Source organism: Streptomyces sp. NPDC031064 (genome assembly GCF_055570965.1).
Window position 1 is genome coordinate 49,326 of the sequence record NZ_JBVIGF010000002.1, and the last position, 24,588, is coordinate 73,913.

The following is a 24,588-nucleotide window of genomic DNA, read 5'->3' on the forward strand; positions in this document are numbered from 1 at the left end:
GTGGTTTTTCTCCTCGCCCCCCCCCCCCCCCCCCCCCCCCCCTTCCCCCCCCCCCCCCCCCCCCCCCCCCCCCCCCCCCCCCCCCCCCCGCGGTGCTTATGGACCATTCCGTCCGTGCGCTACACCGGCCAGTAGGAGCGCGCCCACGACCGGGGGCCCGGGTGGGGGCGGTGGGCGCGGGCGATTCTCGCCGGGTCCGACCAGCCCTCGGGGACGTGCGGCGCGCCACCGGAGGCCGCCGAGGCGGTCGCGGCGGCGCGCGCCTGGACCACCGCCAGTGCGGCGGCCAGCTCCTCCGGGGTCGGGTTGCCCCGCAGAACCTTGATCATGGGGGCTCCTTAGAGGGGGATGTTGCCGTGCTTCTTCGGGGGCAGGTTTTCCCGCTTGGTGCGCAGTTGACGCAGGCCCTTGACGATCTGCGTCCGCGTCTCGGACGGCATGACCACCGCGTCGATGTAACCGCGTTCGGCCGCCGTGTACGGGTTGAGCAGGGCGTCCTCGTACTCCTGGATCAGCCTCGCCCGCGTCGCCTCGACGTCCTCCGCCTCCGCGATCGTGCGGCGGTGCAGGATGTTCACCGCACCCTGCGCGCCCATCACGGCGATCTGCGCGGTCGGCCACGCCAGGTTGAGGTCGGCGCCCAGGTGCTTGGAGCCCATGACGTCGTACGCGCCGCCGAACGCCTTGCGGGTGATCACCGTGATCAGCGGCACGGTCGCCTCGGCGTACGCGTAGATCAGCTTGGCGCCGCGCCGGATGATGCCCTCGTGCTCCTGACCGACGCCCGGCAGGAAGCCCGGCACGTCGACGAAGGTCAGCACCGGGATGTTGAACGCGTCGCAGGTGCGGACGAACCGGGCGGCCTTCTCGGAGGCGTCGATGTCCAGGCAGCCCGCGAACTGCATGGGCTGGTTGGCGACGATGCCGACCGGGTACCCCTCGACCCGCCCGAAGCCGGTGACGATGTTCGGCGCGAACAGCGCCTGGGTCTCCAGGAATTCACCGTCGTCCAGGACGTGCTCGATGACGGTGTGCATGTCGTACGGCTGGTTCGCCGAGTCCGGGATGAGGACGTCCAGCTCGCGGTCCTCGTCGCTCAGCTCCAGGTCCGCCTCCTCCGGGAAGGCGGGCGCCTCGGAGAGGTTGTTCGACGGCAGGTACGACAGAAGGGACTTGACGTACTCGATGGCGTCCTTCTCGTCGCCCGCCATGTGGTGCGCCACACCGGAGGTGGCGTTGTGCGTCCGGGCGCCGCCCAGCTCCTCGAAGCCGACGTCCTCGCCCGTCACCGTCTTGATGACGTCGGGGCCGGTGATGAACATGTGCGAGGTCTGGTCGACCATCACCGTGAAGTCGGTGATGGCGGGCGAGTACACCGCGCCGCCCGCGCACGGGCCGACGACCAGGCTGATCTGCGGGATCACACCCGAGGCGTGGGTGTTGCGGCGGAAGATCTCGCCGTACATGCCGAGGGCCATGACGCCCTCCTGGATGCGGGCGCCGCCGGAGTCGTTGATGCCGATCACGGGGCAGCCGGTCTTCAGGGCGAAGTCCATCACCTTGATGATCTTCTGTCCGAACACCTCGCCGAGGGCGCCGCCGAACACCGTGAAGTCCTGCGAGAACACCGCCACCGGGCGGCCGTCGACCGTGCCGTAGCCGGTGACGACACCGTCTCCGTACGGGCGGTTCTTCTCCAGGCCGAAGCTCGTGGAGCGGTGCCGGGCGAACTCGTCCAGCTCGACGAAGGAATCCTCGTCCAGCAGCAGCGCGATCCGCTCGCGGGCCGTCAACTTGCCCTTGGCGTGCTGCTTCTGGACGGCGCGCTCGGAGCCCGCGTGCGTCGCCTCCTCGATACGGCGCTGGAGATCCGCGAGCTTGCCCGCGGTCGTGTGAATGTCGATCTGGGGCTCTTGGGGCTTGGCCGGCTCGGACATCGGGATGCGGCTCCCTGCCTGGTCACGGGATCGTTGGCTACTGACCCGTAGCGTATCGGCGGCGATACCCTTCGGCAGTGCGGTGTTTACCACACCTACGCTGGCTTGCATGACGCCCTCATATGGTTCAGCGGGTCCGTGGTCGGACCTCGAACGCCCGCCCCTGAACGCCGCCTCCCTGCGCCGCGCACTGCTCCTGCCCGGCGGGCTGTGGACCTCGCTGGACATCGTGCCCGCCACCGGGTCCACCAACTCCGACCTGGCCGGCCGGGCCGCCACCCTCCCCGAGGGCGCCGTCCTGGTCGCCGAGGAGCAGACGGCCGGGCGCGGCCGGCTGGACCGCGTCTGGTCCGCGCCCGCCCGCTCGGGCCTGTTCTTCTCGGTCCTGCTCAAGCCGGACGTGCCCGTCGCCCGCCTCGCCTGGCTGCCGCTGCTCACGGGCGTCGCCGCCGCCACCGGACTGGCCCGCGCCGCCGGCGCCGACATGGCGCTGAAGTGGCCGAACGACCTGATGGTGAAGGTCGGGGGAGAGGAGCGGAAGGCCGGCGGCATCCTCGCCGAGCGGGCCGGCGACGACGGCATCGTCGTCGGGCTCGGCCTCAACGTCACGCTCCGCAAGGAGGAGCTGCCCGTCCCCACGGCCGGCTCCCTCCTCCTCGCCAACGCGGTCTCCACCGACCGCGACCCCCTGCTGCGCGCCGTCCTCCGCTCGCTGGAGCACTGGTACCGCCGCTGGACGGCCGCCGACGGCGACCCGGCGGCCTCCGGCCTCCAGGAGGCCTACGCGGCCGGCTGCGCGACCCTCGGCCGCACCGTCCGCGCCGAGCTGCCCGGCGATCGGGTGCTCACCGGCGAGGCCGTCGCCATCGACGGGGACGGCCGCCTGGTGGTGGCGCCGCCGGGCGGACGGCGGGAGGCCGTGGGAGCGGGCGACATCGTGCATCTGCGCCCGGTGGACTGACGCGCTGGGTCGCGGGGACGTGAGCCAGGGCACACCTGCCGTATCGTTGACGGCGATCCAGCTACAGATCGGCAGGACAGTGCGCAGGGAACGGGCAGGAGGCGGCCGGTGACCGTCGACGACGCGAACTCGGGCGGGTCCGGGTCCGGGCCGAGCGGGGCGGAGTACCCCACCCCTCACCATGTCGTCGACCACACGGCAGAGCCGACCGACGACCCCCTGGCCATCCGGCTGGAGCAGCTCATCCTCGGCGCCGAGCGCCGCTACACCCCCTTCCAGGCGGCCCGCACCGCCGGTGTCTCCATGGACCTGGCCTCCCGGTTCTGGCGGGCCATGGGGTTCGCCGACATCGGGCAGGCCAAGGCGCTGACCGAGGCGGACGTGCTGGCGCTGCGCCGGCTGGCCGGTCTGGTGGAGGCGGGCCTGCTGAGCGAGCCGATGGCGGTGCAGGTGGCGCGGTCCACCGGCCAGACCACCGCCCGGCTGGCCGAGTGGCAGATCGACTCGTTCCTGGAGGGGCTCACCGAGCCGCCCGAGCCGGGGATGACCCGCACGGAAGTGACGTATCCCCTGGTGGAGCTGTTGCTGCCGGAGCTCCAGGAGTTCCTGGTGTACGTGTGGCGGCGACAGCTCGCGGCGGCGACCGGACGGGTCGTGCAGGCCGCCGACGACGAGGAGATGGTGGACCGGCGGCTGGCGGTCGGCTTCGCGGACCTGGTGGGCTTCACCCGGCTCACCCGGCGCCTGGAGGAGGAGGAGCTCGGCGAGCTGGTCGAGGCGTTCGAGACGACGTCGGCCGACCTGGTCGCCGCGCACGGCGGGCGGCTGATCAAGACGCTCGGCGACGAGGTGCTGTACGCGGCGGACGACGCCGGTACGGCCGCCGAGATCGCGCTGCGCCTCATCGAGACGCTCACCCACGACGAGACGATGCCCGCGCTGCGCGTCGGCATCGCCTTCGGCACGGTCACGACCCGGATGGGCGACGTCTTCGGCACCACCGTGAACCTGGCCAGCCGGCTCACCTCGATAGCGCCCAAGGACGCCGTCCTGGTCGACGGGGCGCTCGCGGAGGAGCTGTCGCGCACGGGCGACGCCCCGGTGTCGGAGGCCCAGGCGGCCGAGGAGGCGGCGCGGGCGGAGAAGGAGGGCGAGGCGCCGGGGGCCTCGTCGAAGTACCGCTTCGCGCTCCAGCCCATGTGGCAGCGGCCGGTGCGCGGGCTCGGGGTGATCGAGCCCTGGCTGCTGACGCGGCGGGAGCCTAGGATCACCGGATAACGTTCGCTAACGTTCGTTAACCGGGAGGGTGTGTCACGCATGTCCGAGCAGCGCTTCGGGGAATTCGTCGCCGTACGCCGTCATGAGCACGTCGCCGAGCTGGTGCTCGACCGGCCCAGGGCCATGAACGCCGTCTCCACCGAGATGGCCCGCTCCATCGGCGCCGCGTGCCAGGCGCTGGCCGCCGACCACTCGGTGCGGGTCACCGTGCTGACCTCCTCCAACGACAAGGCGTTCTGCGTCGGCGCCGACCTCAAGGAGCGCAACTCCTTCACGGACGCCGAGCTGGTGCGCCAGCGCCCCGTCGCGCGCGCCGCGTACACCGGCGTGCTGGAGCTGCCGATGCCGGCCATCGCGGCCGTGCACGGCTTCGCGCTGGGCGGCGGGTACGAGCTGGCGCTCGCCTGCGACATCATCATGGCCGACGAGACGGCGGTCATCGGGCTGCCCGAGGTGTCGGTGGGTGTGATCCCCGGTGGCGGTGGTACGCAGCTCCTGCCGCGCCGGGTCGGGGCGGCGCGGGCGGCCCAGCTCGTCTTCACGGCGGACCGCCTCCAGTGGGACGAGGCCGAGCAGTTGGGGCTGGTCGACGGGATCGCGGAGGACGCCCGGACGGGCGCCCTGGAGCTGGCAGCGAAGATCGCCGCCAACTCGCCGGTCGGGCTGCGGGCGGCCAAGCGGGCCATGCGCCTGGGCCAGGGCCTGGACCTCAGGGCGGGACTGGAGGTCGAGGACGCGGCGTGGCGGTCGGTGGCCTTCTCGGGGGACCGGGCCGAGGGCGTGGCGGCGTTCAACGAGAAGCGGAAGCCGGAGTGGCCCGGGGAGTGAAAAGTCGCTGATGCTCCCTAAGCTTGAGGAATGGGTGAGGATGTCCGGCTACGCGCTGTAGTGGCGCTCGCGCAGGCCATGGCGTCGGCGCACACGCCGCGCGAGACCTGGCGGGCGGCCGCGCTGGGCGCGCGCGACGCGCTCGGCGGGACGTTCGCCGCGCTCTCCATGTGGGAGCGGGACCTCGGCCGGCTCAAGGTGCTGGTGAACGCGGGGGAGCGGGCGGCGGACGAGGAGGAGTTCCCGGACTCCGAGACGTACCCGGTGCACCAGTTCTCGGAGATCACCGAGTTCCTGCACGAGCGGTGGGCGGGCGGCGGGGAGCCGAACGCCTGGGTGGAGACGGCCGAGGGGCCGCGTACCGGGGAACCCGGCTACTGCCATCAGAGAGTGGCCGCGCTGCGGCGGCGCGGCCGGGGCTGCTGTGTCGTCGCGCCGATAGTGATGCACGGGCGGGCCTGGGGCGAGCTGTATGTGGCGCGGCCGGCCGGGGCGCCGGTCTTCGACCGGGGCGACGCGGACTTCGCGACCGTCCTCGCGTCGGTCGTCGCGGCCGGGATCGCGCAGACCGAGCGGCTGGAGGAGGTCCGCAAGCTCGCCTTCACCGATCCGCTGACCGGGCTCGCCAACCGGCGGGCGGTGGACATGCGGCTGGACGAGGCGGTCGAGCGCTTCCTCGCCGACGGGACGGTGGTCTCGCTGGTGGTGTGCGACCTGAACGGCCTCAAGCGCGTCAACGACACGCACGGGCACGCGGTGGGCGACCGGCTGCTGGAGCGGTTCGGCTCGGTGCTGTCGTACTGCGGGGCGATGCTGCCGGGCGCGCTGGCGGCGCGGCTGGGCGGTGACGAGTTCTGCCTGGTGTCGGTGGGGCCGGAGGCGGACGAGGTGGTGCGGGCGGCCGACGAGCTGTGCGTACGGGCCGGGGACCTGGAGCTGGGGGAGGGCGTGGCCTGCGGGGTGGCGTCGACCGGTGACCCGATCGGGCCGGTGCAGTCCGCGCGGCGGCTGTTCCGGCTGGCGGACGCGGCCCAGTACCGGGCCAAGGCGGCCCGGTCGCCCAAGCCGGTGGTGGCCGGCCGCGACGGCACGGTCATCGCCCTGGCGGACCACCCCCCGTCCGCCTCCCGCGACCGCCGCAGCTTCCGCGACGCCCCGACCCCGCCGAGCCCGGACGCCCCCGGCACGGGCGCCGTTCCCGAGCCGGACGCCTGACGGGCGCCCGGGAGTCGGTACGGGGCTGCGGAGAGGCGTAAGGGGCTCTTGGGAGGCGGGGTAGTGACACGTTGGGATTCAGTCCGTACGCTGCTGAATATGGATATGCACACAGTCGTGGTGGGGACGTCCGGTACCACCGCCCAGGACGTCATCGCCGTGGCCCGCGGCAACGCGAAGGTCGAGCTCTCCCCGGAGGCGCTCGCCGCGCTCGCCAAGGCCCGGGAGATCGTCGACGCCCTCGCCGCCAAGCCCGAGCCCGTCTACGGCGTGTCGACCGGTTTCGGAGCGCTGGCCACCCGGCACATCAGCCCCGAGCTGCGCGCGCAGCTCCAGCGCAACATCGTGCGCTCGCACGCCGCCGGCATGGGCGCGCCCGTCGAGCGCGAGGTCGTCCGCGCGCTGATGTTCCTACGGCTGAAGACCGTCTGCTCCGGCCGCACCGGCGTCCGCCCCCAGGTCGCCCAGACCATGGCGGACGTGCTCAACGCCGGGATCACCCCGGTCGTCCACGAGTACGGCTCCCTCGGCTGCTCCGGCGACCTGGCGCCGCTCAGCCACTGCGCGCTCACCCTGATGGGCGAGGGCGACGCCGAGGGCCCCGACGGCCGCGTCCGGCCCGCCGGCGAGCTGCTCGCCGAGCACGGCATCGAGCCCGTCGAGCTGCGCGAGAAGGAGGGGCTCGCCCTCCTCAACGGCACCGACGGCATGCTCGGCATGCTGATCATGGCCCTCGCGGACCTCGACAAGCTCTACAAGTCCGCCGACATCACCGCCGCGCTGTCCCTGGAAGCCCTCCTCGGCACCGACAAGGTCCTCGCGCCCGAGCTGCACGCCATCCGGCCGCACCCCGGCCAGGGCGCCGCCGCCGCGAACATGCTCGCCGTCCTCCAGGGCTCCGGCCTCACCGGCCACTTCCAGCAGGACGAGGCCCCGCGCGTCCAGGACGCCTACTCCGTGCGCTGCGCCCCGCAGGTCGCCGGCGCGGGCCGCGACACCATGGCCCACGCCCGGCTCGTCGCCGAGCGCGAGCTGGCCTCCGCCGTCGACAACCCGGTGGTCCTGCCCGACGGCCGCGTGGAGTCCAACGGCAACTTCCACGGCGCGCCCGTCGCGTACGTCCTGGACTTCCTCGCCATCGCCGCCGCCGACCTCGGCTCCATCGCCGAGCGGCGCACCGACCGGCTGCTCGACAAGAACCGCTCCCACGGCCTGCCGCCGTTCCTCGCCGACGACGCGGGCGTCGACTCGGGCCTGATGATCGCCCAGTACACGCAGGCCGCCCTGGTCAGCGAGCTGAAGCGGCTCGCCGTCCCGGCCTCCGCCGACTCCATCCCGTCCTCCGCCATGCAGGAGGACCACGTCTCCATGGGCTGGTCGGCCGCCCGCAAGCTGCGCACCGCCGTCGGCAACCTGAACCGGATCATCGCCGTCGAGCTGTACGCCGCGACCCGCGCCATCGAGCTGCGCGACGGCCTCACCCCGGCGCCCGCCTCCCGCGCCGCCATCGAGGCGCTGCGCGCGGCCGGCGTCCAGGGCCCCGGACCGGACCGCTTCCTCGCGCCCGACCTGGACACCGCCGACGCCTTCGTACGCGAGGGCAAGCTCGTCGAGGCCGTCGAGAAGGTCACCGGCCCGCTGGCCTGACCACGACCCACGCGCCCGGGGCGCGCACCGTCACAGGGCGGTGTGCGCCCCTCGCCGTACGGCGAAGGCCACCAGGCCCGTGCCCATCGCCAGGAAGGTCGCGCCCCCGATCAGGTACGGGGTCGTGTCCACGCTGCCCGTGTCGGCGAGCACGAGGTCGCTCTGCGCCCGCGCCGGGGACGTTCTCGTTTCGTGCCGCTCCGCGGGCGGCTGCTCGACGGTGGCGTTGGCCGAAGGGACGAACCACAGCGCGCCGAGCAGGGTCCCGGCGGCGGTGGCGGTCAGCAGCGGTCGACGTGCGACGGACACAGATTCAGATCCCCTTGCGGAACCGAGAATTGGTGGGTGCGCCGATGCTAATGAACACAGCGGGTCGCTGGAAAGTCGTGGGCGTGGGCGGCTTACGCTCCGTCATATGAGCCCTTCTGAGACATCACGGTATGTGCGCCTTCGGGTGGAACTGCTGATGGAAGTGACGGACGACGATCAACTCACCGCAGCCGCGCTGGAGCGCGTGGAAGCCGACGAATTCATGCCGGACGAGGAGCGTACACACGCCCGCTCCGCGGTACGAGAAGACGAAGCGGAAGCTCTCGCCTACCTCGTCGAGCCGGTCGATCTGATCGGTCAGGTGCCGGGCGTCGAACTCGCCCAGGCCTCCTGGAGCAGCGAGCTGGTCGACTACGACCCCGACGCGGACGTGTGGGAGCTGGACGAGGAGGATGATGAGGACCACCTCGACGACGTACGGCCGTAGCGTGTGACCTGCGACACGCTCCGGGTCCCGGACCGTCCCGCGCGCGGGCGCGTCCGGGGCCCATTTCACGCGCATCCGTATACCTCGGGAAGATCGGGAACCAACAGCTCCCCGGGGCGCGTCGATCAGTGGTGTTCCCCACATCCGTACCTGATGGGGAACCGGACGGGTTGTTATGGGTGTTGTTGAGATAGTTGGCAGGGATTCGGCGACCATGGAGAAGCGTGTGATGACGGACAGCAAGCGGCGCAAGGGCCTGACGGCTGCGTCCGCACTGCTCGGCGGCGTACTGGTGCTCACCGGCTGCGGCGGCGGTGAGGACAAGGCCGACGCCTCCGAAAGCTCCAAGACGTCACAGTCCCAGGTCGACGCGGCCGCGGCGAAGGACGCCTCCCAGGCCCGAATAACGATCACGCCGAAGAACGGCGCGCAGAACGCCGGCATCAACGACGACGCCAAGGTCACCGTCAGCGAGGGCACGCTCACCCAGGTGACGATGACCTCCCCGGACGGCAAGACCGTCAAGGGCGAGATGGCCGCCGACGGCAAGAGCTGGGCGCCCAGCGAGCAGCTCGAGCGGGCCACCACCTACAAGATCGCCGCCACGGCCAAGGACTCCGAGGGCCGCGAGGCCCACGAGAACTCCTCCTTCACCACCGTGTCGAAGGAGAACAGCTTCATCGGGAACTTCACCCCCGAGGACGGCTCCACGGTCGGCGTCGGCATGCCCGTCTCCATCAACTTCAACAAGCCGATCACGGACAAGAAGGCCGTCCAGTCCGGCATCACCGTCTCCTCCACCAGCGGCCAGGAGGTCGTCGGCCACTGGTTCAACTCCCAGCGCCTGGACTTCCGCCCCGAGAACTACTGGGCCGAGGGCTCCAAGGTCACGCTGAAGCTGGACCTCGACGGCGTGGAGGGCTCCGACGGCGTCTACGGCGTCCAGCAGAAGACCGTCACCTTCACCATCGGCCGCAACCAGGTCTCCACCGTCGACGCCGCCGCCAAGACCATGACGGTCACCCAGGACGGCAAGACGATCAAGACCATCCCGATCTCCGCCGGCGCGCCGGAGAACCCGACCTACAACGGCCAGATGGTGATCTCCGAGAAGTTCAAGGAGACCCGGATGGACGGCTCGACGGTCGGCTTCACCAAGAAGGACGGCAAGGGCGAGTACGACATCAAGGACGTGCCGCACGCCATGCGGCTGTCCACGTCGGGCACCTTCATCCACGGCAACTACTGGGGCTCCGACTCCATCTTCGGCAAGGTCAACACCAGCCACGGCTGCGTCGGCCTGAACGACGCCAAGGGGGCGGGCGACCCGAAGCAGCCCGGTGCGTGGTTCTACGACAACTCGATCGTCGGTGACGTGGTCGTCGTCAAGAACTCCAAGGACAAGACCATCGCCCCGGACAACGGCCTCAACGGCTGGAACATGAGCTGGGCGGAGTGGAAGGCCGGCTCGGCGGTCTGAGCCGCGTACGTACGAAAGGCGGCGGTCCTCCGTGGGAGGGCCGCCGCCTTCGTCGTGCACCACGTGCGGATCACCGCGCTCCGGCGACCTCGTCCACGCCCCAGTTCGCCAGCAGCCGCAGCGCGTCCGCCGACGGCGAACCGGGCTCCGCCGTGTACGTCACCAGGGCCAGGTCGTGATCGTCCGGGACCTTCAGCGTCTCGTACGCCAGCGTCACCTCGCCCACCAGCGGATGGCGCAGCTGCTTGGTGCCGTGGCCCTTGTCCTGCACCGTGTGCGCCGCCCACAGGGTGCGGAACTCCGGGCTCTTCACCGACAGCTCGCCTACCAGCGCCGACAACCGTGGATCGTCCGCCGAGCAGCCCGCGTACATCCGCAGCACGCTCACGACCTCCGTCGCCTTGGCGTCCCAGTCGACGTACACGTCGCGGGCGTTCGGGGCCAGGAACACCTGCCACGCCATGTTCCGCTCGTGCGGCTCCAGCGCCGCGAAGTCCCCGAGCAGCGCCCGCGCCATCCGGTTCCAGCCCACGATGTCCAGCCGCCGCCCCAGCAGGTACGCGGGCACCCCGTCCATCGCGTCCAGCAGGTGCTGGAGCGCCGGGCGCACCGTCTGCGGCCGGGTGGCGGGCGCCCGCCGCTTCTTCTTGAGCGAGGGTCTCGCCAGGTGCGTGAGGTGGTCGCGCTCGGCGTCGGTGAGCCGCAGCGCGCGGGCGATGGCGTCCAGGACCTCGGTGGAGACGTTGCGGCTGTTCCCCTGTTCCAGCCGCGTGTAATACGCGACGGAGACCCCGGCCAACTGCGCCAGCTCCTCACGCCGGAGCCCCGGCACCCGGCGGTGGCGCCCGAACTCGGGCAGCCCCACGTCCTCCGGCTTCAGCCTGGCCCGCCGGGAGCGGAGGAATTCACTCAGTTCGGCACGCTGGTCCATACCGCAAGTATTCCGGGTCGTACGCACGGGCACAGCGCCGATCCTGACCCTGCCAGTAGTACGCACACGGGTCGTACGAAGCGCAGAGGTCTGGGTGGCCCGCACGGATACCGGCACGCTCGTGGCCATGACCACGAACGTTCCCGCTTACGCAGCCCCCGCCGCCAACGCCCCGCTGGAGCGCACCACGGTCCCGCGCCGGGCCGTCGGCGAGCACGACGTGCTGATCGAGATCAAGTACGCCGGAATCTGCCACTCCGACATCCACCAGGCCCGGGACGGCTGGGGTGAGGGCATCTTCCCGATGGTGCCCGGCCACGAGATCGCCGGAATCGTCACCGAGGTCGGCCCGGGCGTCACGAAGTACCGGGCCGGCGACCGCGTCGGCGTCGGCTGCTTCGTGGACTCCTGCCGCCGGTGCGACTACTGCCGCCAGGGCCTGGAGCAGTACTGCGTGCAGGGCATGACCGGCACGTACAACGCCCTCGACCGGAACGGCGAGCCCACCTACGGCGGCTACTCCACCCACATCGTCGTCGACGAGAACTACGCCGTCCGCATCCCCGACGGCCTCGCCCTCGACGTCGCCGCACCGCTGCTGTGCGCCGGCATCACCCTCTACTCCCCGCTCGCCCACTGGAAGGCGGGCCCCGGCAAGAACGTGGCCATCGTCGGCCTCGGCGGCCTCGGCCACATGGGCGTGAAGATCGCCCACGCGCTGGGGGCCGAGGTCACCGTACTCAGCCAGACCCTCCGCAAGCAGGAGGACGGCCTGAAGCTGGGCGCCGACCACTTCTACGCGACCAGCGACCCGGAGACCTTCGAGAAGCTCGCGGGCACCTTCGACCTGATCGTCTCCACGGTCTCCGCGCCGCTGGACTTCGGCGCCTACCTGAGCCTGCTCAAGACCGACGGCGCCCTGGTGAACGTCGGCGCTCCGGAGGAGCCCGTCTCGCTGAACCTCTTCTCCGTGATCACCGGCCGCAAGACCCTCGCCGGCTCGATGATCGGCGGGATCGCCGAGACCCAGGAGATGCTCGACTTCTGCGCCGAGCACGGCCTGGGCGCGGAGATCGAACTGATCCGCGCCGATCAGATCAACGAGGCGTACGAGCGGGTGCTCAAGAGCGACGTCCGCTACCGGTTCGTCATCGACGCGGCGACGATCTGACGACGGCGACGGCGACGGCGGTGCCGCGGGCGGCGACTGCGGTACCGCGGGCGGCCCGGTCCCTGACGGCCGGTCAGGCCGCTGGGGCCGCCCGGTGGGCCCCGTGCGCGCGGCCCGCACGCCCCGCCCGCAGCTCCAGCCGGTCGCCCGCGAAGGCGCTGCGGAAGCGGCGGTCGTGCGAGACCACGACGACCGCGCCCTCGTAGGCCGCCAGCGCCGCCTCCAGCTCCTCCACCAGGCCGAGCGCCACATGGTTCGTCGGCTCGTCCAGGACGAGGAGCCCCGCCGGACGCGTCACCAGACGGGCCAGCTCCAGGCGCCGCCGCTGGCCCACCGACAGGGCGGCCACCGGGACCGGCAGGTCCTCCTCCCGGAACAGCCCGAGCGCCAGCAGCTCGTCCGCGTGGTCCTCCGCCGCGCCCGGGCGCCCCGCCGCGTACTCCGCCAGCAGCGGCCGGCAGGGCGCCCGCTCGGGCAGCTCCTGCGGCAGGTAGCCGACCGGAACCGGGCGGTGCACGGTGCCCGTGTCGGGGCGCAGGTCCCCGGCGATCACCCGCAGCAGGGTCGTCTTCCCGGCCCCGTTCGGGCCGGTCACCAGCAGCCGGTCGCCCGCCGCGACGTGCAGCGCCTCCAGCCGCAGCCGGTCGCCGACGACCACGTCGTCCAGCGCCACCGCCACATCACCGGCGCCCGGGGCGGCGACCAGCCGAGGCGCGAACCGCAACGGCTCCGGGGGCGCCGGGACCGGCTCCCGACGGAGCCGCTCCAGCCGCTGCCGCGCCGCCCTGACCCGCCCGGACAGCTTCGCCTCGTGCGAGCGCCGGTGCTTGCCGAAGCCCTCCCCGGGGTCCCGCCCGGTCGCGGCCAGCCGCTGCCCGGCCGCGTCGACCAGCGCCTCGGCCTCCGCCACGCCGTCCAGCCACGCCTGGTGGTCCAGCTCCCAGCGGCGGCGGGCGGCGGCCTTCGCCGTCCGGTAACCCGCCCAGCCGTCCCCGTACCGGGTCACGGCCCGGGTGTCCCGGTCGACCTCCAGGATCGCGGTCGCCACCGCCTCCAGGAACGCCCGGTCGTGGGTCACGGCCAGCACCGTGCCGCGGTGCGCCCGCAGCCGTTCCTCCAGCCAGTGCGTGGCCTGCCGGTCCAGGTGGTTGGTCGGCTCGTCGAGCAGCAGCAGCTCCGCGCCCGAGGCCAGCGCGCAGGCCAGCGCCAGCCGGGACCGCTCGCCGCCGGACAGCGACCCCAACCGCCGCCCGCGCCCGACGTGCCCGACGCCCAGCCCGTGCAGGGCCGCGTCGACGCGGGCGTCCGCCTGGTAGCCGCCGCGCTCCTCGTAGGCGCTCAACAGCTCGCCGTAGGCGGCGAGTTCGTCCTCCGACGCCTCGGCGAGGGCGGCCTCGGCCGCCCGCAACCGCCGTTCCATGGCGCGCAGCTCGGCCAGCGAGGCGTCCACGGCGTCCTGCACGCTCGCCGCCGGGTCCAGCTCCAGCGTCTGCGCGAGATACGCCACCCCGCCGGGGAAGTGAACGGTCACCTCCCCGCCATCGGGCACGTCGGCGCCGGCGATCAGCCGCAGCAGCGTGGACTTTCCGGAGCCGTTCTCACCGATGACTCCGATCTTCTCGCCGGGACGGACGGCGAACGTGACGCCATCGAGGACGGACCTGTCCCCGTACGCCTTGGAAACGTCCTTGAGAGTGAGTTGCGAAGAATGGTGGGCGCGATCGCGCATGATCTCTTTCCCTGATGTCCGGGTTCGGGCAGGACGGGGCATGACGGGACGCCTACGCGTCCGCGCCCGGAATCAGAGAAAGAAGTAGTACGCACCCATGGGCTCGATGGTAGGGGAGCGACCCTGAGCCGCTCCACCGAATAAACCGCCGCGACAGACCGCCGCGACAGACCGCCGTGCCCGCGCCTACCAGTCGTAGACGTACCGGTTGGCGACCGGGTCGAAGGCCACCCCGACCGGGTGGGCGGGCAGGCCGAACTCCTCCTCCGCCCACAGCACCAGCGCCGCGGCCAGCCCCTCCGGCTGGAAGTCCGCCAGTGGGAACAGCACCCGGCGCACCGTGATCGTGGTGTGCCCGGCCGGGGCGCACGCCTCGACGGACGCGGCCACCAGGGCCGCCCCCCGCCGCAGCCAGTCCGGCTCGCCCTCGACGAGCCGCACCCCAAAACGGTCACCCGGCGGGTGGTTCACCACCGGCCCGAGGTCCAGCCATACCCGCCCGGCGACGTGCTCGGCCCCGGCCGGGGGCTCCGGCGACAGCCGGGCCCCGGCCGTCAGGTCCACGGCGATGCCCCACGGCCCACGGCGCAAGCGGTACGACGTCATCCGCACCGGGGCGGCGCTCAGCCGTCGGTCCGGGCCACCCCGACCGGGCAGGAGACACCCGTGCCGCCGATGCCGCAGTAGCCGCCCGGGTTCTTGTCCAGGTACTGCTGGTGGTACGGCTCGGCGGGGTAGAAGGGGCGGTCGTCGGCCGGGAGGATCTCCGTGGTGATCGACCCGTACCCGGAGCCGGTCAGCACCTTCTGGTAGGCCTGCCGGGAGGCCTCGGCGGCCTCCGCCTGGGCGGGGGAGTGGGTGTAGACGGCCGAGCGGTACTGGGTTCCCACGTCGTTGCCCTGGCGGAAGCCCTGGGTGGGGTCGTGGGACTCCCAGAAGAGCTTCAGGAGCGTTCCGTACGAGACGGTCTTCGGGTCGAAGACCACCCGGACGACCTCCGTGTGGCCCGTCATGCCCGAGCAGACCTCCTCGTACGACGGGTTGCGCGTATGGCCGCCCTGGTAGCCGACGAGGGTCGTCCACACACCGTCGGTCTGCCAGAACTTCCGCTCGGCGCCCCAGAAGCAGCCCAGACCGAAGTCCGCGACCTCCAGGCCGTCCGGGTAGGGGCCGAGGAGGGGGTTGCCGAGGACGGTGTGGCGGGCGGGCACGGTGAAGCCGGGCTCCGGGCGGCCGCGGAGGGCCTGCTCGGGAGTGGGGAGCACGGGGGTGCGGCCGAACAGCATGACTCGGTCTCCTTGTCGCGGGGCGCCGGGACGGCACCGGAACAACGTTCCGGCGCCGGCCGGAATTCCGCGCCCGGGCTCAGTGCGGCAGCGTCGCCGGGCTGCCGCCGTTGGCCTCGTAGCCGGCGACCGCGAGCGCGCGGTAGATCGCGTACTCCGCCGCCGGGTCCTCGCTCAGCGTCCAGGGCAGGGCGCCGATGTGGCCGTCCACGTGGACGAGCTGGTGCATGGCCTCGGACCAGCGTTCCGCCCGTACCAGGAAGTGGATCAGCAGGTGGCGGACGTGCGCCAGCATCGGGTCGTCCGGGCGGGCGGAGTGCACCGCGTACAGCGCGCCCTCCATCGCCTTGGAGACCACCTCGGTGCCGTAGAAGTCCCGTACCAGCGCCACCTCCGGGAGGTGCTCGAACACCGCGAACAGCGGCAGCGCGGCGAGCAGCGAACCCTGCGGGGCGCGCGCCGCGGCGGCGGTCGCGAACCGGTCCGCGTCCTGGCGGGAGCCGTGCCACTTCTCGCACCAGTAGTGCAGGGCCGCCAGGTGCGCGCCCATGTGCTGCGGCGCCCGGTCGATGATCTTCGCCCAGACCTGGTCGAACTGCTCGTGGCTGTAGCCCAGGCCCCGGGCGACGGCCAGCTCGGTGATGTACGGGACCGGGTCGCCGGGGGCCAGCAGCGCCGCCTCCTCACAGACCGTGCGCGCCTCCTCCAGGATGATCCGGAAGTCGTCGCGGTCCGCCGACGACGAGCGCCACGCCTGCTGCACCAGGAACTCCGCGTGCACCTCGGCACCGCCCGGGTCCTTGGGCTTCTCGGCCCGCCAGGCCCGCAGCCACGCCCCGCCCGTGCCCGGCTGCTGGGCCAGCTCCAGCGACGCGGCGCCCGCGAACGCCTGCACCCGCTGCCAGCGCACCTCGCCGTCCTTGTCGGTGCCCGCCAGCAACTGAGACGCGGCCCGCCAGTCCTGGGTGCGCTGCACGACGTCCAGTACGTCCAGGAGGTCCTGGTCCGGCCCCGGCATCCGTACGTCGAGGTGCTCCTGGCGCACGAAGCCGTACGCGCTCGGATCGGCGGCGTCCGGGGAACCGGGCGCGGCCAGCCGGATGCCGCCACCGGCACGGCGGCGCATCAGCCACGGCACGACGATCACGCCGATGAGGCCCATCGCGAACAGGAACCAGAGAATCTCCATATGGCCATTGTCCCGGACGCGTCCGGTGGGCGACGCCGCCCGCGACTACGCTCGGGCCTCATGAGCGACGAGCACACCCACCAGAACTTCGAGACCCGCGCCATCCACGCGGGCAACACCGCCGACCCGCTGACCGGCGCGGTCGTCCCGCCCATCTACCAGGTGTCCACCTACAAGCAGGACGGTGTGGGCGGCCTGCGCGGCGGCTACGAGTACAGCCGCAGCGCCAACCCCACGCGCACGGCCCTGGAGGAGAACCTCGCGGCGCTGGAGGGCGGCCGGCGCGGCCTGGCCTTCGCCTCCGGTCTCGCCGCCGAGGACTGCCTGCTGCGCACGCTCCTCGTCCCCGGCGACCACGTCGTCATCCCGAACGACGCCTACGGCGGCACGTTCCGCCTCTTCGCGAAGGTCGTCGCCCGGTGGGGCGTGGAGTGGTCGGTCGCCGACACCTCCGACCCGGCCGCGGTACGGGACGCGATCACCGACCGTACGAAGGTGATCTGGGTCGAGACCCCGTCGAACCCGCTGCTCGGCATCACCGACATCGCGGCCGTCGCCGACGTCGCCCGGACGGCGGGCGCGAAGCTCGTCGTCGACAACACCTTCGCCAGCCCCTACCTCCAGCAGCCGCTGGCGCTCGGCGCGGACGTCGTCGTGCACTCGCTGACCAAGTACATGGGCGGCCACTCCGACGTCGTCGGCGGCGCGCTGGTGACGGCCGACGAGACGCTCGGCGAGGAACTGGCGTACCACCAGAACGCGATGGGCGCGGTCGCCGGACCCTTCGACTCGTGGATCGTGCTGCGCGGCATCAAGACGCTCGCCGTACGCATGGACCGGCACAGCGAGAACGCCACGCGGGTCGCCGAGATGCTGACCCGCCACCCGAAGGTCACCGGCGTCCTCTACCCGGGCCTGCCCGAGCACCCGGGGCACGAGGTCGCCGCCAAGCAGATGCGGAGCTTCGGCGGCATGATCTCCTTCCGCGTCCAGGGCGGCGAGGAGGCGGCCGTCGAGGTCTGCAACCGCGCGAAGCTCTTCACGCTGGGCGAGTCCCTGGGCGGCGTCGAGTCGCTGATCGAGCACCCGGGCCGGATGACGCACGCCAGCGTCGCCGGGTCGCTGCTGGAGGTGCCGGCGGACCTGGTGCGGCTGTCGGTCGGCATCGAGAACGTCGACGACCTGCTGGCGGACCTGCGCCAGGCGCTGGGATAGGACCGCGTCGTGGGTGGCGGGGGCACCGGGTGTGCCCCCGCCGTCTCAGGCGGGAACCCTCTCGTCCTTCAGGGACCGGCGGACCATGTCGCGCAGTTCGGGTCCGTCCTTGTGGCCGTGGACCGACACCGCGTGTTCCGCGGCGGCCCTGATGACTTCCTCCTCCTCACCGCTGATGGTGAGGGTGCACCCCATCACGCTGGGGGTGTCGCGGCAGTCGGCGACTTTCCTGGTCATGGTGACCTCCCATGGCGGTTCCCCTCCAGCGTAGGTCCGGGTTCACCAGCCCTCGAACGGTGGCGTGACCTCCGCCGGCGGCACCCGCCACGGCTCGGCGACCGAGGCCCACACCGCGAACGCCACGGCCGCCGCCGCCAGCAGCACCCACAGGACGCGGCGCAGCGCCCTGGCCCGGTGCAGGGCCCGTGTGCCCCGGCTGATCGCGCGCGGCAGCAGGTCCGGCGGCACCTGGACGCGGGGCGCGGCGTCCAGCATGCGCCGCACCTCGTCCTCCTTGCGGTCGTAGCCGCTCACGAGGACCGCCTGAGGACGCTCACCGCACGCGCACAGGTCGCCCGGACCCGGTCGGCCGGCAGCCCGAGCAGCGCCGCCGCCTGCTCCTCGGCGACGCCCTCGTACAGGCGCAGCACGACGACGAGCCGTTCCAGGGGGGTCAGCTCGGACAGGATCCCGCCGTACGGGCGGTGGAAGCGCCAGGCGGCGCGGGCGAACCGGGTGGCCAGCTCGCGGCGGGCGAGGTCGTACGGGTCCTCGCCGCGCAGCCGGTCCCAGCGGGCGTAGGTGGCGGCCAGCGCGGCCGTCAGCAGGCCGCCCGCGCGGGGTGCGCGGCCGGGCGGCTCCGTCGTCAGGAGCGTGGCGGCGTGCAGCAGCCGGCCCGCCGCGCCGGCGACGAACGCCTCGAAGTCCCGGTCCCGGGCGCGGTGGGGCTGCGCCGTGGCCTGCCGCCGCTCTCGCACGTCCTCATATCAGGCCAGGCGCCCGGCCCCGGTCAAGAGGCGGGAGCGGTCTCCGTGTCCGTCTCCGGCTTCGTCTCCTGCTCGGCCTCGCGCTCGGCCGGCGGCAGACCGGCCTGCCGGGCGGAGAGCGCCGAGTTGAATCGGGTGAGCAGGGTGCAGAACGACTCGCGTTCCTCCTCGGTCCAGCCGTCCGTCACCTCGGCCATCAGCTTGCGCCGCGAGGAGCGGACCTCATCGAGCCGGGCCTGCCCGCGCGGCGACAACTGGAGCACGACGGCCCGGCCGTCCTCCGGGTGCGAGGTCCGCTTGACCAGGCCGGTGTCGACCAGCGGCGCGACCTGGCGGGTGACGGTGGACGAGTCGATGCCCATGCCCGCCGCCAGCGCCTTCACGCCCATCGGGCCTTCCTGGTCGAGGCGGTTGAGGAGGAGGTAGGCGGCGCGGTCCATCGAGTTGCGGAGCTGACCGGTGCCGCCGAGACGGGTCTGCTCGGCGCGGCGGGCGAAGACGGCCACCTGGTGCTGGAGGGCATCGAGGAGACCTTGGTCAAGATCAGTCGTCATGTCCTGAGATGTGGGCATGGCTGCGGGGCTCTCTCGTGCGGTGGTGGTCGGTTGGTGGGGGACAGAGTACGCGGCCCCGTGCGCCTTGGTACCGGCGCTGCACAAACGTGATGAGCTGCGAGACTTGGCGTCATGAGCTTCGGTACGCCATACCCCTCACACCCCCTCATCCTCGACGATGTCCGGGGGGCGCAGAAGATGCTCTCCGGGGTGGCCAGAGTGACCCCCATGGAGGGCAGCCGCTACCTGTCGCGACTGGTGGGCTCGCCGGTCCACTTCAAGTGCGAGAACCTCCAGCGGACCGGTTCGTTCAAGGTGCGGGGCGCGTACGTGCGGATCTCCGGGCTGCGCCCGGAGGAGCGGGCGGCCGGGGTCGTCGCGGCGTCGGCCGGCAACCACGCGCAGGGCGTCGCGCTGGCCTCGTCGCTGCTGGGCGTGCGCTCCACGGTCTTCATGCCGGTGGGCGCCCCGCTGCCGAAGGTGGCGGCGACGCGGGAGTACGGGGCGGACGTGCGGCTGCACGGGCACGTGGTCGACGAGACGCTGGCGGCGGCGCAGGAGTACGCGCACGACACGGGCGCGGTGTTCATCCATCCCTTCGACCACCGGGACATCATCGCGGGGCAGGGCACGGTGGGGCTGGAGATCCTCGAACAGTGCCCGGAGGTGCGGACGATCGTCGTCGGGGTCGGCGGCGGCGGGCTGGCGGCGGGCATCGCGGTGGCGGTGAAGGCGCTGCGGCCGGACGTGAGGGTGATCGGCGTGCAGGCGGAGGCGGCGGCCGCGTACCCGCCGTCGCTGGCGGCGGGCCACCCGCTGGTGATCGACACAGCGCCCACGATGGCGGACGGCATCCACGTGGGGCGTCCCGGCGACGTGCCGTTCGGGATCGTCGAGGAGCTGGTCGACGAGGTGCGCACGGTGTCGGAGGACGCCCTGTCGTCGGCGCTGCTGCTGTGCCTGGAGCGGGCCAAGCTGGTGGTCGAGCCGGCCGGGGCGAGCCCGGTGGCGGCGCTGCTGAGCGCCCCGGAGTCGTTCACCGGGCCGGTGGTGGCGGTGCTGTCGGGCGGGAACGTGGACCCGCTGCTGATGCAGCGCATCCTCCGGCACGGCATGGCGGCCGCCGGCCGTTACCTGAGCCTGCGGCTGCGGCTGACCGACCGGCCGGGCGCCCTCGCGACGCTGCTGGGCGTCCTGTCGGTCGCCGACGCCAACGTCCTGGACGTCGGTCACGTACGAACGGACCCGCGCCTGGGGCTCACGGAGGTGGAGGTGGAGCTGCACCTGGAGACCAAGGGCCCCGAGCACTGCGACGAGGTCGCCTCCGCCCTCCGGGACGCGGGGTACACGGTGATGCCCTGAGAGGCGGGCCGGCCGGCTCCCCGGGAGCGGGCGGAGCCCTCTTGTAAGACGCGATGTATCGCGTTAGTCTGTGTGCCCAGTCACACAATTGCCGGGCGCCCCACGCCCGGCATCCCTACGCTTCGGGTAGCGATTCACCCCATCAACGGGAGAACCCACATGCCAGGCGCAATTCACGCCGAGGGTCTGGTGAAGACCTTCGGCGACGTACGGGCTCTGGACGGCGTGGACCTCGATGTCCCCGAAGGGACCGTCCTGGGGCTGCTCGGCCCCAACGGTGCGGGTAAGACCACCACCGTTCGCGTCCTCACCACGTTGCTCAAGCCCGACAGCGGCAAGGCGGTCGTCGCGGGCATAGACGTCCTCAAGCACCCCAACGAAGTCCGCCGGGCGATAGGCCTGTCCGGCCAGTTCGCGGCCGTCGACGAGTACCTCACCGGCCGCGAGAACCTGCACATGGTCGGCCAGCTCTACCAGATGTCCGGCAAGGCCGCGAAGATACGCGCGGCCGAGCTGCTGGAGCGGTTCAACCTCGCCGCGGCCGCCGACCGTCCCGCCAAGACCTACTCCGGCGGCATGCGCCGTCGGCTCGACCTCGCCGCCGCGCTGGTGGTGTCGCCGCCCGTGATGTTCATGGACGAGCCGACCACCGGGCTCGACCCGCGCAACCGGCAGCAGTTGTGGGAGGTCATCCAGGAGCTGGTTGCCGGCGGTACGACCCTGCTGCTGACCACCCAGTACCTGGAGGAGGCCGACCACCTGGCCCACGACATCTGCGTGGTCGACCACGGCAAGGTCATCGCCCGGGGCACCTCCGACCAGCTCAAGGTCCGCACCGGCGGCGAGCGGGTCGAGGTCGTCGTCCACCAGCCCGACCAGATCGACCCGGCCCGAGCCGTCCTCGCCGGGTTCGGCAAGGGCGAGGTCGCCGTCGAGACGCACACCCGCAAGCTCACCGTCCCCGTCACCGGTGGCGCCAAGCTGCTCGCCGAGGTCATCCGCGAGCTGGACACCCGGGGCGTCGAGATCGACGACATCGGGCTGCGCCGCCCCACCCTCGACGACGTGTTCATCTCGCTGACCGGACACGCGGCGGAGCTGACCGACGAGGAGACCGTGAAGTGAGCGCCATCACCGCCCCCAAGCCGCGCGGCGGTATCTCGCAATCGTTCGCCGACTCGCTCGTCGTCGCCCGGCGCAATCTGATCCGGATGTCGCGGATCCCCGAAATGATCATTTTCGGGCTCATCCAGCCGATCATGTTCGTGGTGCTGTTCAGCTACGTCTTCGGCGGCTCGATGAACATCGGCGGCACCACGGACCCCGACGTCTACCGCAACTTCCTGATGGCCGGCATCTTCGCCCAGACCGTCACCTTCGCCACGGCGGGCGCGGGCGCGGGCATCGCCGACGACATGCACAAGGGCCTGATCGACCGCTTCCGGTCGCTGCCCATGGCGCGCGGCGCGGTGCTCACCGGGCGTACGCTCGCCGACCTCGTACAGACCGCGCTGACCGTGGTCGTTCTGGCGGTCGTCGCCCTGCTGGTCGGCTGGCGCATCCACGAGGGGGTGCCCAAGGCGCTCGGCGCGTTCGCGCTGCTGCTCCTGCTCGGGTACGCGTTCTCCTGGATCGGCGCGCTGATCGGCCTGTCCGTGCGTACGCCCGAGGCAGCCACGTCCGGCGGGCTGATCTGGCTGTTCCCCGTGACGTTCCTGTCCAACGCGTTCGTGGACTCGTCCCGGATGACGCCGTGGCTGCGGCACATCGCCGAGTGGAACCCGTTCAGCGCCACCGTGCAGGCCTGCCGCGAGCTGTTCGGCAACCCCGGTGTCTCGAACTCCACCGCCTGGCCCATGGAGCACCCGGTGCTGGCGTCGATCCTTTGGTCGCTGCTGATCATCGCGGTGTTCCGCACCCTGGCGGTGCGCAAGTACCGCTCCGCGGCGTAGTCGTGGTGAAGGGCCGGGTCGCGCGTGCGGCCCGGCCCTTCGGTGTCCCTGTCAGCCGGAGTACGGCTTGGCGTCGAGGATCTTCACCGACGCCTTCTTGCCGTTCGGCAGCTCGTACTCCGCGTCCTCGCCGACCTTCTTGCCGTTGACGCCCGAGCCGAGCGGCGACTGCGGGGAGTACGTCTCGATGTCGGAGCTCGCGTACTCGCGCGAGGCGAGCAGGAAGACCAGGGTGTCGTCCTCGTCGCCGTCGAAGGCGATCGTGACCACCATGCCCGGCGCCACGACGCCGCTCTCCGCGGGAGCCTCGCCGACCTTCGCGTGCTCCAGGAGCTGGGTGAGCTGGCGTACGCGCAGCTCCTGCTTGCCCTGCTCCTCCTTGGCCGCGTGGTACCCGCCGTTCTCGCGCAGGTCGCCCTCCTCGCGCGCAGCCGCGATCTTGGCGGCGATCTCGGTTCGCGCGGGACCAGACAGGTACTCCAGCTCGGCCTTGAGCTGGTTGTACGCCTCCTGGGTGAGCCAGGTGACGTTTTCGCTGGTCTGGGTCACAGGTGCTCCTCGTCGGTACTGGGAATACAAAGCATCGCCCTACCCAGAAGGATTGTGCCTTCCTGGATGGGCGAAACCACGAGCCTAACAATTTCGGCGGGCAAGGGGGAGGACGAAAGCCACGGAATCTTCGTCCGCGCAGGTCACGCCGCGAATCGGCGGCGCGGCTACTCCGAGGTACAGCCCAGCAGCTCCGCGCTGGTCGCCCTGGTCGTCGTACGCACGGTGACGACCTGGTCGATCCGGTCGTCGGCCTGGTCGAAGCGGACGTCCTTGTGACCCACCTCGCTGCCGTCCTCGGCGAGGGCGCGCAGCGTGCAGGAACCCTTGGCGGCCGGGTCCTTGCGCACCTCCAGGTGCACCTGCACCCGGTCGTCGGCCGAGAGGTCGAACTTGATCACCTCGGCGCTGATCTTCTGGCCGGCGATGTAGTCGTACCCGAACCAGCCCACCATCGCGAGGAGCGCGACGCCCAGGACCGATCCGACGATCTTGAGCTTGCGGTCGGCGCGCTCGTCCGCGGAGCGGCCGTAACGGCCCTCGGGCAGCCCTTCCCGCACCGCGCTCATGATCGTTCCTCTCCTGTTGGCCCCTGTGGGCCGGACGGCGGAATTTTCCGCCTGCCGATTCCGTCACTATAGAAGCCGCCCGATGGGACGAATCATTGAGGATCGAGTCTTGACTGAGCAGCTACGACTGATGGCCGTTCACGCCCACCCCGACGACGAGTCGAGCAAGGGCGCGGCAACGATGGCCAAGTATGTGTCCGAGGGGGTGGACGTGCTGGTCGTGACCTGCACCGGGGGCGAGCGCGGTTCCATCCTCAACCCGAAGCTCCAGGGTGACCCGTACATCGAGGAGAACATCCACGAGGTACGCCGCAAGGAGATGGACGAGGCCCGCGAGATCCTGGGCGTCAAGCAGGAGTGGCTCGGCTTCGTCGACTCGGGTCTGCCCGAGGGCGACCCGCTGCCGCCGCTGCCCCAGGGCTGCTTCGCCCTGGAGGACGTCGACAAGGCCGCCGGCCGCCTGGTGAAGTCCATCCGCGCCTTCCGCCCGCAGGTGATCACCACCTACGACGAGAACGGCGGCTACCCGCACCCCGACCACATCATGACCCACAAGATCACGATGGTGGCGTTCGATGGTGCGGCGGACGCCGAGAAGTACCCCGAGTCGGAGTTCGGCCCGGTGTGGCAGCCGTCGAAGGTGTACTACAACCAGGGCTTCAACCGTCCCCGCACGGTCGCCCTGCACGAGGCGCTGCTGGCGCGCGGCCTGGAGTCGCCGTACGGCGAGTGGCTGGAGCGCTGGAAGGAGTTCGAGCGCGTCGAGCGGACCCTGACCACGCACGTCCCGTGCGCCGACTTCTTCGAGATCCGCGACAAGGCGCTGATCGCGCACGCCACGCAGATCGACCCGGACGGCGGCTGGTTCCGCGTGCCGATGGAGATCCAGAAGGAGGTCTGGCCGACCGAGGACTACGAGCTGGCCAAGTCCGTGGTGGACACCTCCCTCCCCGAGGACGACCTCTTCGCGGGCATCCGCGACAATGCATGAC

The 24,588-nt window shown here is 71.9% G+C and carries 27 protein-coding genes; 13 read left to right on the forward strand and 14 right to left on the reverse strand.

What is annotated here, in order from left to right; genetic code table 11:
* Positions 1-119: 119 nt before the first annotated feature.
* Positions 120-329: an acyl-CoA carboxylase epsilon subunit gene (locus tag ACZ46W_RS06970; protein WP_468332625.1), complete on the reverse strand. Its 210-nt coding sequence runs from the start codon at positions 327-329 to the stop codon at positions 120-122.
* A gap of 9 nt (positions 330-338) precedes the next feature.
* Positions 339-1,937, reverse strand: coding sequence for an acyl-CoA carboxylase subunit beta (locus ACZ46W_RS06975; RefSeq protein ID WP_468332628.1), 1,599 nt, complete (start codon positions 1,935-1,937; stop codon positions 339-341).
* Positions 1,938-2,046: 109 nt separating this feature from the next.
* On the opposite strand from ACZ46W_RS06975, the gene ACZ46W_RS06980 reads away from it, so the two are divergent.
* The 5 genes from ACZ46W_RS06980 to hutH all read left to right on the forward strand — a co-directional run bounded on the left by ACZ46W_RS06980 (position 2,047) and on the right by hutH (position 7,866).
* Complete coding sequence (locus tag ACZ46W_RS06980; RefSeq protein ID WP_468332631.1) at positions 2,047-2,898, forward strand: biotin--[acetyl-CoA-carboxylase] ligase; 852 nt, start codon at positions 2,047-2,049, stop codon at positions 2,896-2,898.
* Between the two features lie 108 nt (positions 2,899-3,006).
* Positions 3,007-4,176, forward strand: coding sequence for an adenylate/guanylate cyclase domain-containing protein (locus tag ACZ46W_RS06985; RefSeq protein WP_468332634.1), 1,170 nt, complete (start codon positions 3,007-3,009; stop codon positions 4,174-4,176).
* Between the two features lie 30 nt (positions 4,177-4,206).
* Positions 4,207-5,004 (forward strand): enoyl-CoA hydratase/isomerase family protein, encoded by a 798-nt coding sequence (locus ACZ46W_RS06990; RefSeq protein ID WP_468332636.1) that lies wholly within the window; start codon positions 4,207-4,209, stop codon positions 5,002-5,004.
* Between the two features lie 30 nt (positions 5,005-5,034).
* A complete protein-coding gene (locus tag ACZ46W_RS06995) occupies positions 5,035-6,219 on the forward strand; it encodes a GGDEF domain-containing protein (protein ID WP_468332639.1) in 1,185 nt (394 codons plus the stop codon).
* Positions 6,220-6,324: 105 nt separating this feature from the next.
* Positions 6,325-7,866, forward strand: a complete 1,542-nt coding sequence (hutH, locus tag ACZ46W_RS07000) for a histidine ammonia-lyase (protein ID WP_468334667.1) — start codon at positions 6,325-6,327, stop codon at positions 7,864-7,866.
* 30 nt (positions 7,867-7,896) lie between these two features.
* On the opposite strand, the gene ACZ46W_RS07005 is transcribed toward hutH, so the two are convergent.
* Positions 7,897-8,175, reverse strand: coding sequence for a hypothetical protein (locus ACZ46W_RS07005; protein WP_468332642.1), 279 nt, complete (start codon positions 8,173-8,175; stop codon positions 7,897-7,899).
* A 157-nt stretch (positions 8,176-8,332) separates the two neighbouring features.
* On the opposite strand from ACZ46W_RS07005, the gene ACZ46W_RS07010 reads away from it, so the two are divergent.
* Positions 8,333-8,623 (forward strand): hypothetical protein, encoded by a 291-nt coding sequence (locus ACZ46W_RS07010; RefSeq protein WP_468332645.1) that lies wholly within the window; start codon positions 8,333-8,335, stop codon positions 8,621-8,623.
* Positions 8,624-8,837: 214 nt separating this feature from the next.
* Entirely contained in the window at positions 8,838-10,103 is a 1,266-nt protein-coding gene (locus ACZ46W_RS07015) for a L,D-transpeptidase (RefSeq protein WP_468332648.1), read from the forward strand.
* Positions 10,104-10,173: 70 nt separating this feature from the next.
* Here the strand turns inward: ACZ46W_RS07015 and ACZ46W_RS07020 are convergent, their stop codons facing one another.
* Positions 10,174-11,034 carry a helix-turn-helix domain-containing protein gene (locus tag ACZ46W_RS07020; protein WP_468332650.1) on the reverse strand — a complete coding sequence of 287 codons (861 nt, stop codon included), beginning with the start codon at positions 11,032-11,034 and terminating at the stop codon, positions 10,174-10,176.
* Positions 11,035-11,161: 127 nt separating this feature from the next.
* Between ACZ46W_RS07020 and ACZ46W_RS07025 the strand changes: the two genes are divergently transcribed.
* Positions 11,162-12,205, forward strand: coding sequence for an NAD(P)-dependent alcohol dehydrogenase (locus ACZ46W_RS07025; RefSeq protein WP_468332653.1), 1,044 nt, complete (start codon positions 11,162-11,164; stop codon positions 12,203-12,205).
* Positions 12,206-12,278: 73 nt separating this feature from the next.
* Here ACZ46W_RS07025 and abc-f read toward each other — a convergent pair whose 3' ends face one another.
* The 4 genes from abc-f to ACZ46W_RS07045 all read right to left on the reverse strand — a co-directional run bounded on the left by abc-f (position 12,279) and on the right by ACZ46W_RS07045 (position 16,409).
* The gene (abc-f, locus tag ACZ46W_RS07030) at positions 12,279-13,934 is read right to left on the reverse strand and encodes a ribosomal protection-like ABC-F family protein (protein ID WP_468332657.1); all 1,656 of its coding nucleotides are present in this window, start codon (positions 13,932-13,934) and stop codon (positions 12,279-12,281) included.
* 186 nt (positions 13,935-14,120) lie between these two features.
* Positions 14,121-14,540, reverse strand: a complete 420-nt coding sequence (locus ACZ46W_RS07035; protein WP_468332660.1) for a hypothetical protein — start codon at positions 14,538-14,540, stop codon at positions 14,121-14,123.
* A 17-nt stretch (positions 14,541-14,557) separates the two neighbouring features.
* A complete protein-coding gene (gene msrA / locus ACZ46W_RS07040; RefSeq protein WP_468332663.1) occupies positions 14,558-15,220 on the reverse strand; it encodes a peptide-methionine (S)-S-oxide reductase MsrA in 663 nt (220 codons plus the stop codon).
* Between the two features lie 79 nt (positions 15,221-15,299).
* A complete protein-coding gene (locus tag ACZ46W_RS07045; RefSeq protein WP_468332666.1) occupies positions 15,300-16,409 on the reverse strand; it encodes a hypothetical protein in 1,110 nt (369 codons plus the stop codon).
* Positions 16,410-16,469: 60 nt separating this feature from the next.
* On the opposite strand from ACZ46W_RS07045, the gene ACZ46W_RS07050 reads away from it, so the two are divergent.
* Positions 16,470-17,624 carry a cystathionine gamma-synthase gene (locus ACZ46W_RS07050; RefSeq protein WP_468332669.1) on the forward strand — a complete coding sequence of 385 codons (1,155 nt, stop codon included), beginning with the start codon at positions 16,470-16,472 and terminating at the stop codon, positions 17,622-17,624.
* A gap of 45 nt (positions 17,625-17,669) precedes the next feature.
* On the opposite strand, the gene ACZ46W_RS07055 is transcribed toward ACZ46W_RS07050, so the two are convergent.
* The 4 genes from ACZ46W_RS07055 to ACZ46W_RS07070 are packed head-to-tail and all read right to left on the reverse strand — an operon-like array spanning position 17,670 to position 19,182.
* The gene (locus ACZ46W_RS07055) at positions 17,670-17,861 is read right to left on the reverse strand and encodes a DUF1059 domain-containing protein (protein ID WP_468332672.1); all 192 of its coding nucleotides are present in this window, start codon (positions 17,859-17,861) and stop codon (positions 17,670-17,672) included.
* A 42-nt stretch (positions 17,862-17,903) separates the two neighbouring features.
* The gene (locus tag ACZ46W_RS07060) at positions 17,904-18,158 is read right to left on the reverse strand and encodes a hypothetical protein (protein WP_468332675.1); all 255 of its coding nucleotides are present in this window, start codon (positions 18,156-18,158) and stop codon (positions 17,904-17,906) included.
* On the reverse strand, positions 18,155-18,601 hold the full coding sequence (locus ACZ46W_RS07065) for a sigma factor-like helix-turn-helix DNA-binding protein (RefSeq protein ID WP_468332678.1): 447 nt from the start codon (positions 18,599-18,601) through the stop codon (positions 18,155-18,157). Before ACZ46W_RS07065 ends, ACZ46W_RS07060 begins: the two co-directional genes overlap by 4 nt.
* A 32-nt stretch (positions 18,602-18,633) precedes the next feature.
* Positions 18,634-19,182, reverse strand: a complete 549-nt coding sequence (locus tag ACZ46W_RS07070) for a MarR family winged helix-turn-helix transcriptional regulator (protein ID WP_468332681.1) — start codon at positions 19,180-19,182, stop codon at positions 18,634-18,636.
* A 114-nt stretch (positions 19,183-19,296) separates the two neighbouring features.
* On the opposite strand from ACZ46W_RS07070, the gene ilvA reads away from it, so the two are divergent.
* The 3 genes from ilvA (at position 19,297) to ACZ46W_RS07085 (ending at position 22,478) form a co-directional block, all read left to right on the forward strand.
* Complete coding sequence (gene ilvA, locus ACZ46W_RS07075) at positions 19,297-20,526, forward strand: threonine ammonia-lyase (protein WP_468332684.1); 1,230 nt, start codon at positions 19,297-19,299, stop codon at positions 20,524-20,526.
* A gap of 159 nt (positions 20,527-20,685) precedes the next feature.
* The gene (locus ACZ46W_RS07080) at positions 20,686-21,651 is read left to right on the forward strand and encodes an ATP-binding cassette domain-containing protein (RefSeq protein WP_468332687.1); all 966 of its coding nucleotides are present in this window, start codon (positions 20,686-20,688) and stop codon (positions 21,649-21,651) included.
* Positions 21,648-22,478, forward strand: a complete 831-nt coding sequence (locus tag ACZ46W_RS07085; protein WP_468332690.1) for an ABC transporter permease — start codon at positions 21,648-21,650, stop codon at positions 22,476-22,478. The genes ACZ46W_RS07080 and ACZ46W_RS07085 overlap by 4 nt, the downstream gene beginning before the upstream one ends.
* A gap of 51 nt (positions 22,479-22,529) precedes the next feature.
* Here the strand turns inward: ACZ46W_RS07085 and greA are convergent, their stop codons facing one another.
* Together greA and ACZ46W_RS07095 are read right to left on the reverse strand one after the other, a co-directional pair.
* Positions 22,530-23,027, reverse strand: a complete 498-nt coding sequence (gene greA / locus ACZ46W_RS07090) for a transcription elongation factor GreA (RefSeq protein WP_366127743.1) — start codon at positions 23,025-23,027, stop codon at positions 22,530-22,532.
* A 167-nt stretch (positions 23,028-23,194) separates the two neighbouring features.
* Positions 23,195-23,596: a DUF4307 domain-containing protein gene (locus ACZ46W_RS07095; protein ID WP_468332693.1), complete on the reverse strand. Its 402-nt coding sequence runs from the start codon at positions 23,594-23,596 to the stop codon at positions 23,195-23,197.
* Between the two features lie 109 nt (positions 23,597-23,705).
* On the opposite strand from ACZ46W_RS07095, the gene mca reads away from it, so the two are divergent.
* Positions 23,706-24,587 carry a mycothiol conjugate amidase Mca gene (gene mca, locus ACZ46W_RS07100; RefSeq protein ID WP_366127741.1) on the forward strand — a complete coding sequence of 294 codons (882 nt, stop codon included), beginning with the start codon at positions 23,706-23,708 and terminating at the stop codon, positions 24,585-24,587.
* Position 24,588 lies beyond the last annotated feature (1 nt).

Excerpts from the sequence above, each read along its gene's own strand:
- ACZ46W_RS06970 (WP_468332625.1), bottom strand. The coding sequence starts at position 329 with ATGATCAAGGTTCTGCGGGGCAACCCGACCCCGGAGGAGCTGGCCGCC.
- ACZ46W_RS06975 (WP_468332628.1), bottom strand. The coding sequence starts at position 1,937 with ATGTCCGAGCCGGCCAAGCCCCAAGAGCCCCAGATCGACATTCACACG.
- ACZ46W_RS06980 (WP_468332631.1), top strand. The coding sequence starts at position 2,047 with ATGACGCCCTCATATGGTTCAGCGGGTCCGTGGTCGGACCTCGAACGC.
- ACZ46W_RS06995 (WP_468332639.1), top strand. The coding sequence starts at position 5,035 with ATGGGTGAGGATGTCCGGCTACGCGCTGTAGTGGCGCTCGCGCAGGCC.
- hutH (WP_468334667.1), top strand. The coding sequence starts at position 6,325 with ATGCACACAGTCGTGGTGGGGACGTCCGGTACCACCGCCCAGGACGTC.
- ACZ46W_RS07010 (WP_468332645.1), top strand. The coding sequence starts at position 8,333 with ATGGAAGTGACGGACGACGATCAACTCACCGCAGCCGCGCTGGAGCGC.
- ACZ46W_RS07015 (WP_468332648.1), top strand. The coding sequence starts at position 8,838 with ATGGAGAAGCGTGTGATGACGGACAGCAAGCGGCGCAAGGGCCTGACG.
- ACZ46W_RS07020 (WP_468332650.1), bottom strand. The coding sequence starts at position 11,034 with ATGGACCAGCGTGCCGAACTGAGTGAATTCCTCCGCTCCCGGCGGGCC.
- ACZ46W_RS07025 (WP_468332653.1), top strand. The coding sequence starts at position 11,162 with ATGACCACGAACGTTCCCGCTTACGCAGCCCCCGCCGCCAACGCCCCG.
- abc-f (WP_468332657.1), bottom strand. The coding sequence starts at position 13,934 with ATGCGCGATCGCGCCCACCATTCTTCGCAACTCACTCTCAAGGACGTT.
- ACZ46W_RS07035 (WP_468332660.1), bottom strand. The coding sequence starts at position 14,540 with ATGACGTCGTACCGCTTGCGCCGTGGGCCGTGGGGCATCGCCGTGGAC.
- msrA (WP_468332663.1), bottom strand. The coding sequence starts at position 15,220 with ATGCTGTTCGGCCGCACCCCCGTGCTCCCCACTCCCGAGCAGGCCCTC.
- ACZ46W_RS07045 (WP_468332666.1), bottom strand. The coding sequence starts at position 16,409 with ATGGAGATTCTCTGGTTCCTGTTCGCGATGGGCCTCATCGGCGTGATC.
- ACZ46W_RS07050 (WP_468332669.1), top strand. The coding sequence starts at position 16,470 with ATGAGCGACGAGCACACCCACCAGAACTTCGAGACCCGCGCCATCCAC.
- ACZ46W_RS07055 (WP_468332672.1), bottom strand. The coding sequence starts at position 17,861 with ATGACCAGGAAAGTCGCCGACTGCCGCGACACCCCCAGCGTGATGGGG.
- ACZ46W_RS07070 (WP_468332681.1), bottom strand. The coding sequence starts at position 19,182 with ATGCCCACATCTCAGGACATGACGACTGATCTTGACCAAGGTCTCCTC.
- ilvA (WP_468332684.1), top strand. The coding sequence starts at position 19,297 with ATGAGCTTCGGTACGCCATACCCCTCACACCCCCTCATCCTCGACGAT.
- ACZ46W_RS07080 (WP_468332687.1), top strand. The coding sequence starts at position 20,686 with ATGCCAGGCGCAATTCACGCCGAGGGTCTGGTGAAGACCTTCGGCGAC.
- ACZ46W_RS07095 (WP_468332693.1), bottom strand. The coding sequence starts at position 23,596 with ATGAGCGCGGTGCGGGAAGGGCTGCCCGAGGGCCGTTACGGCCGCTCC.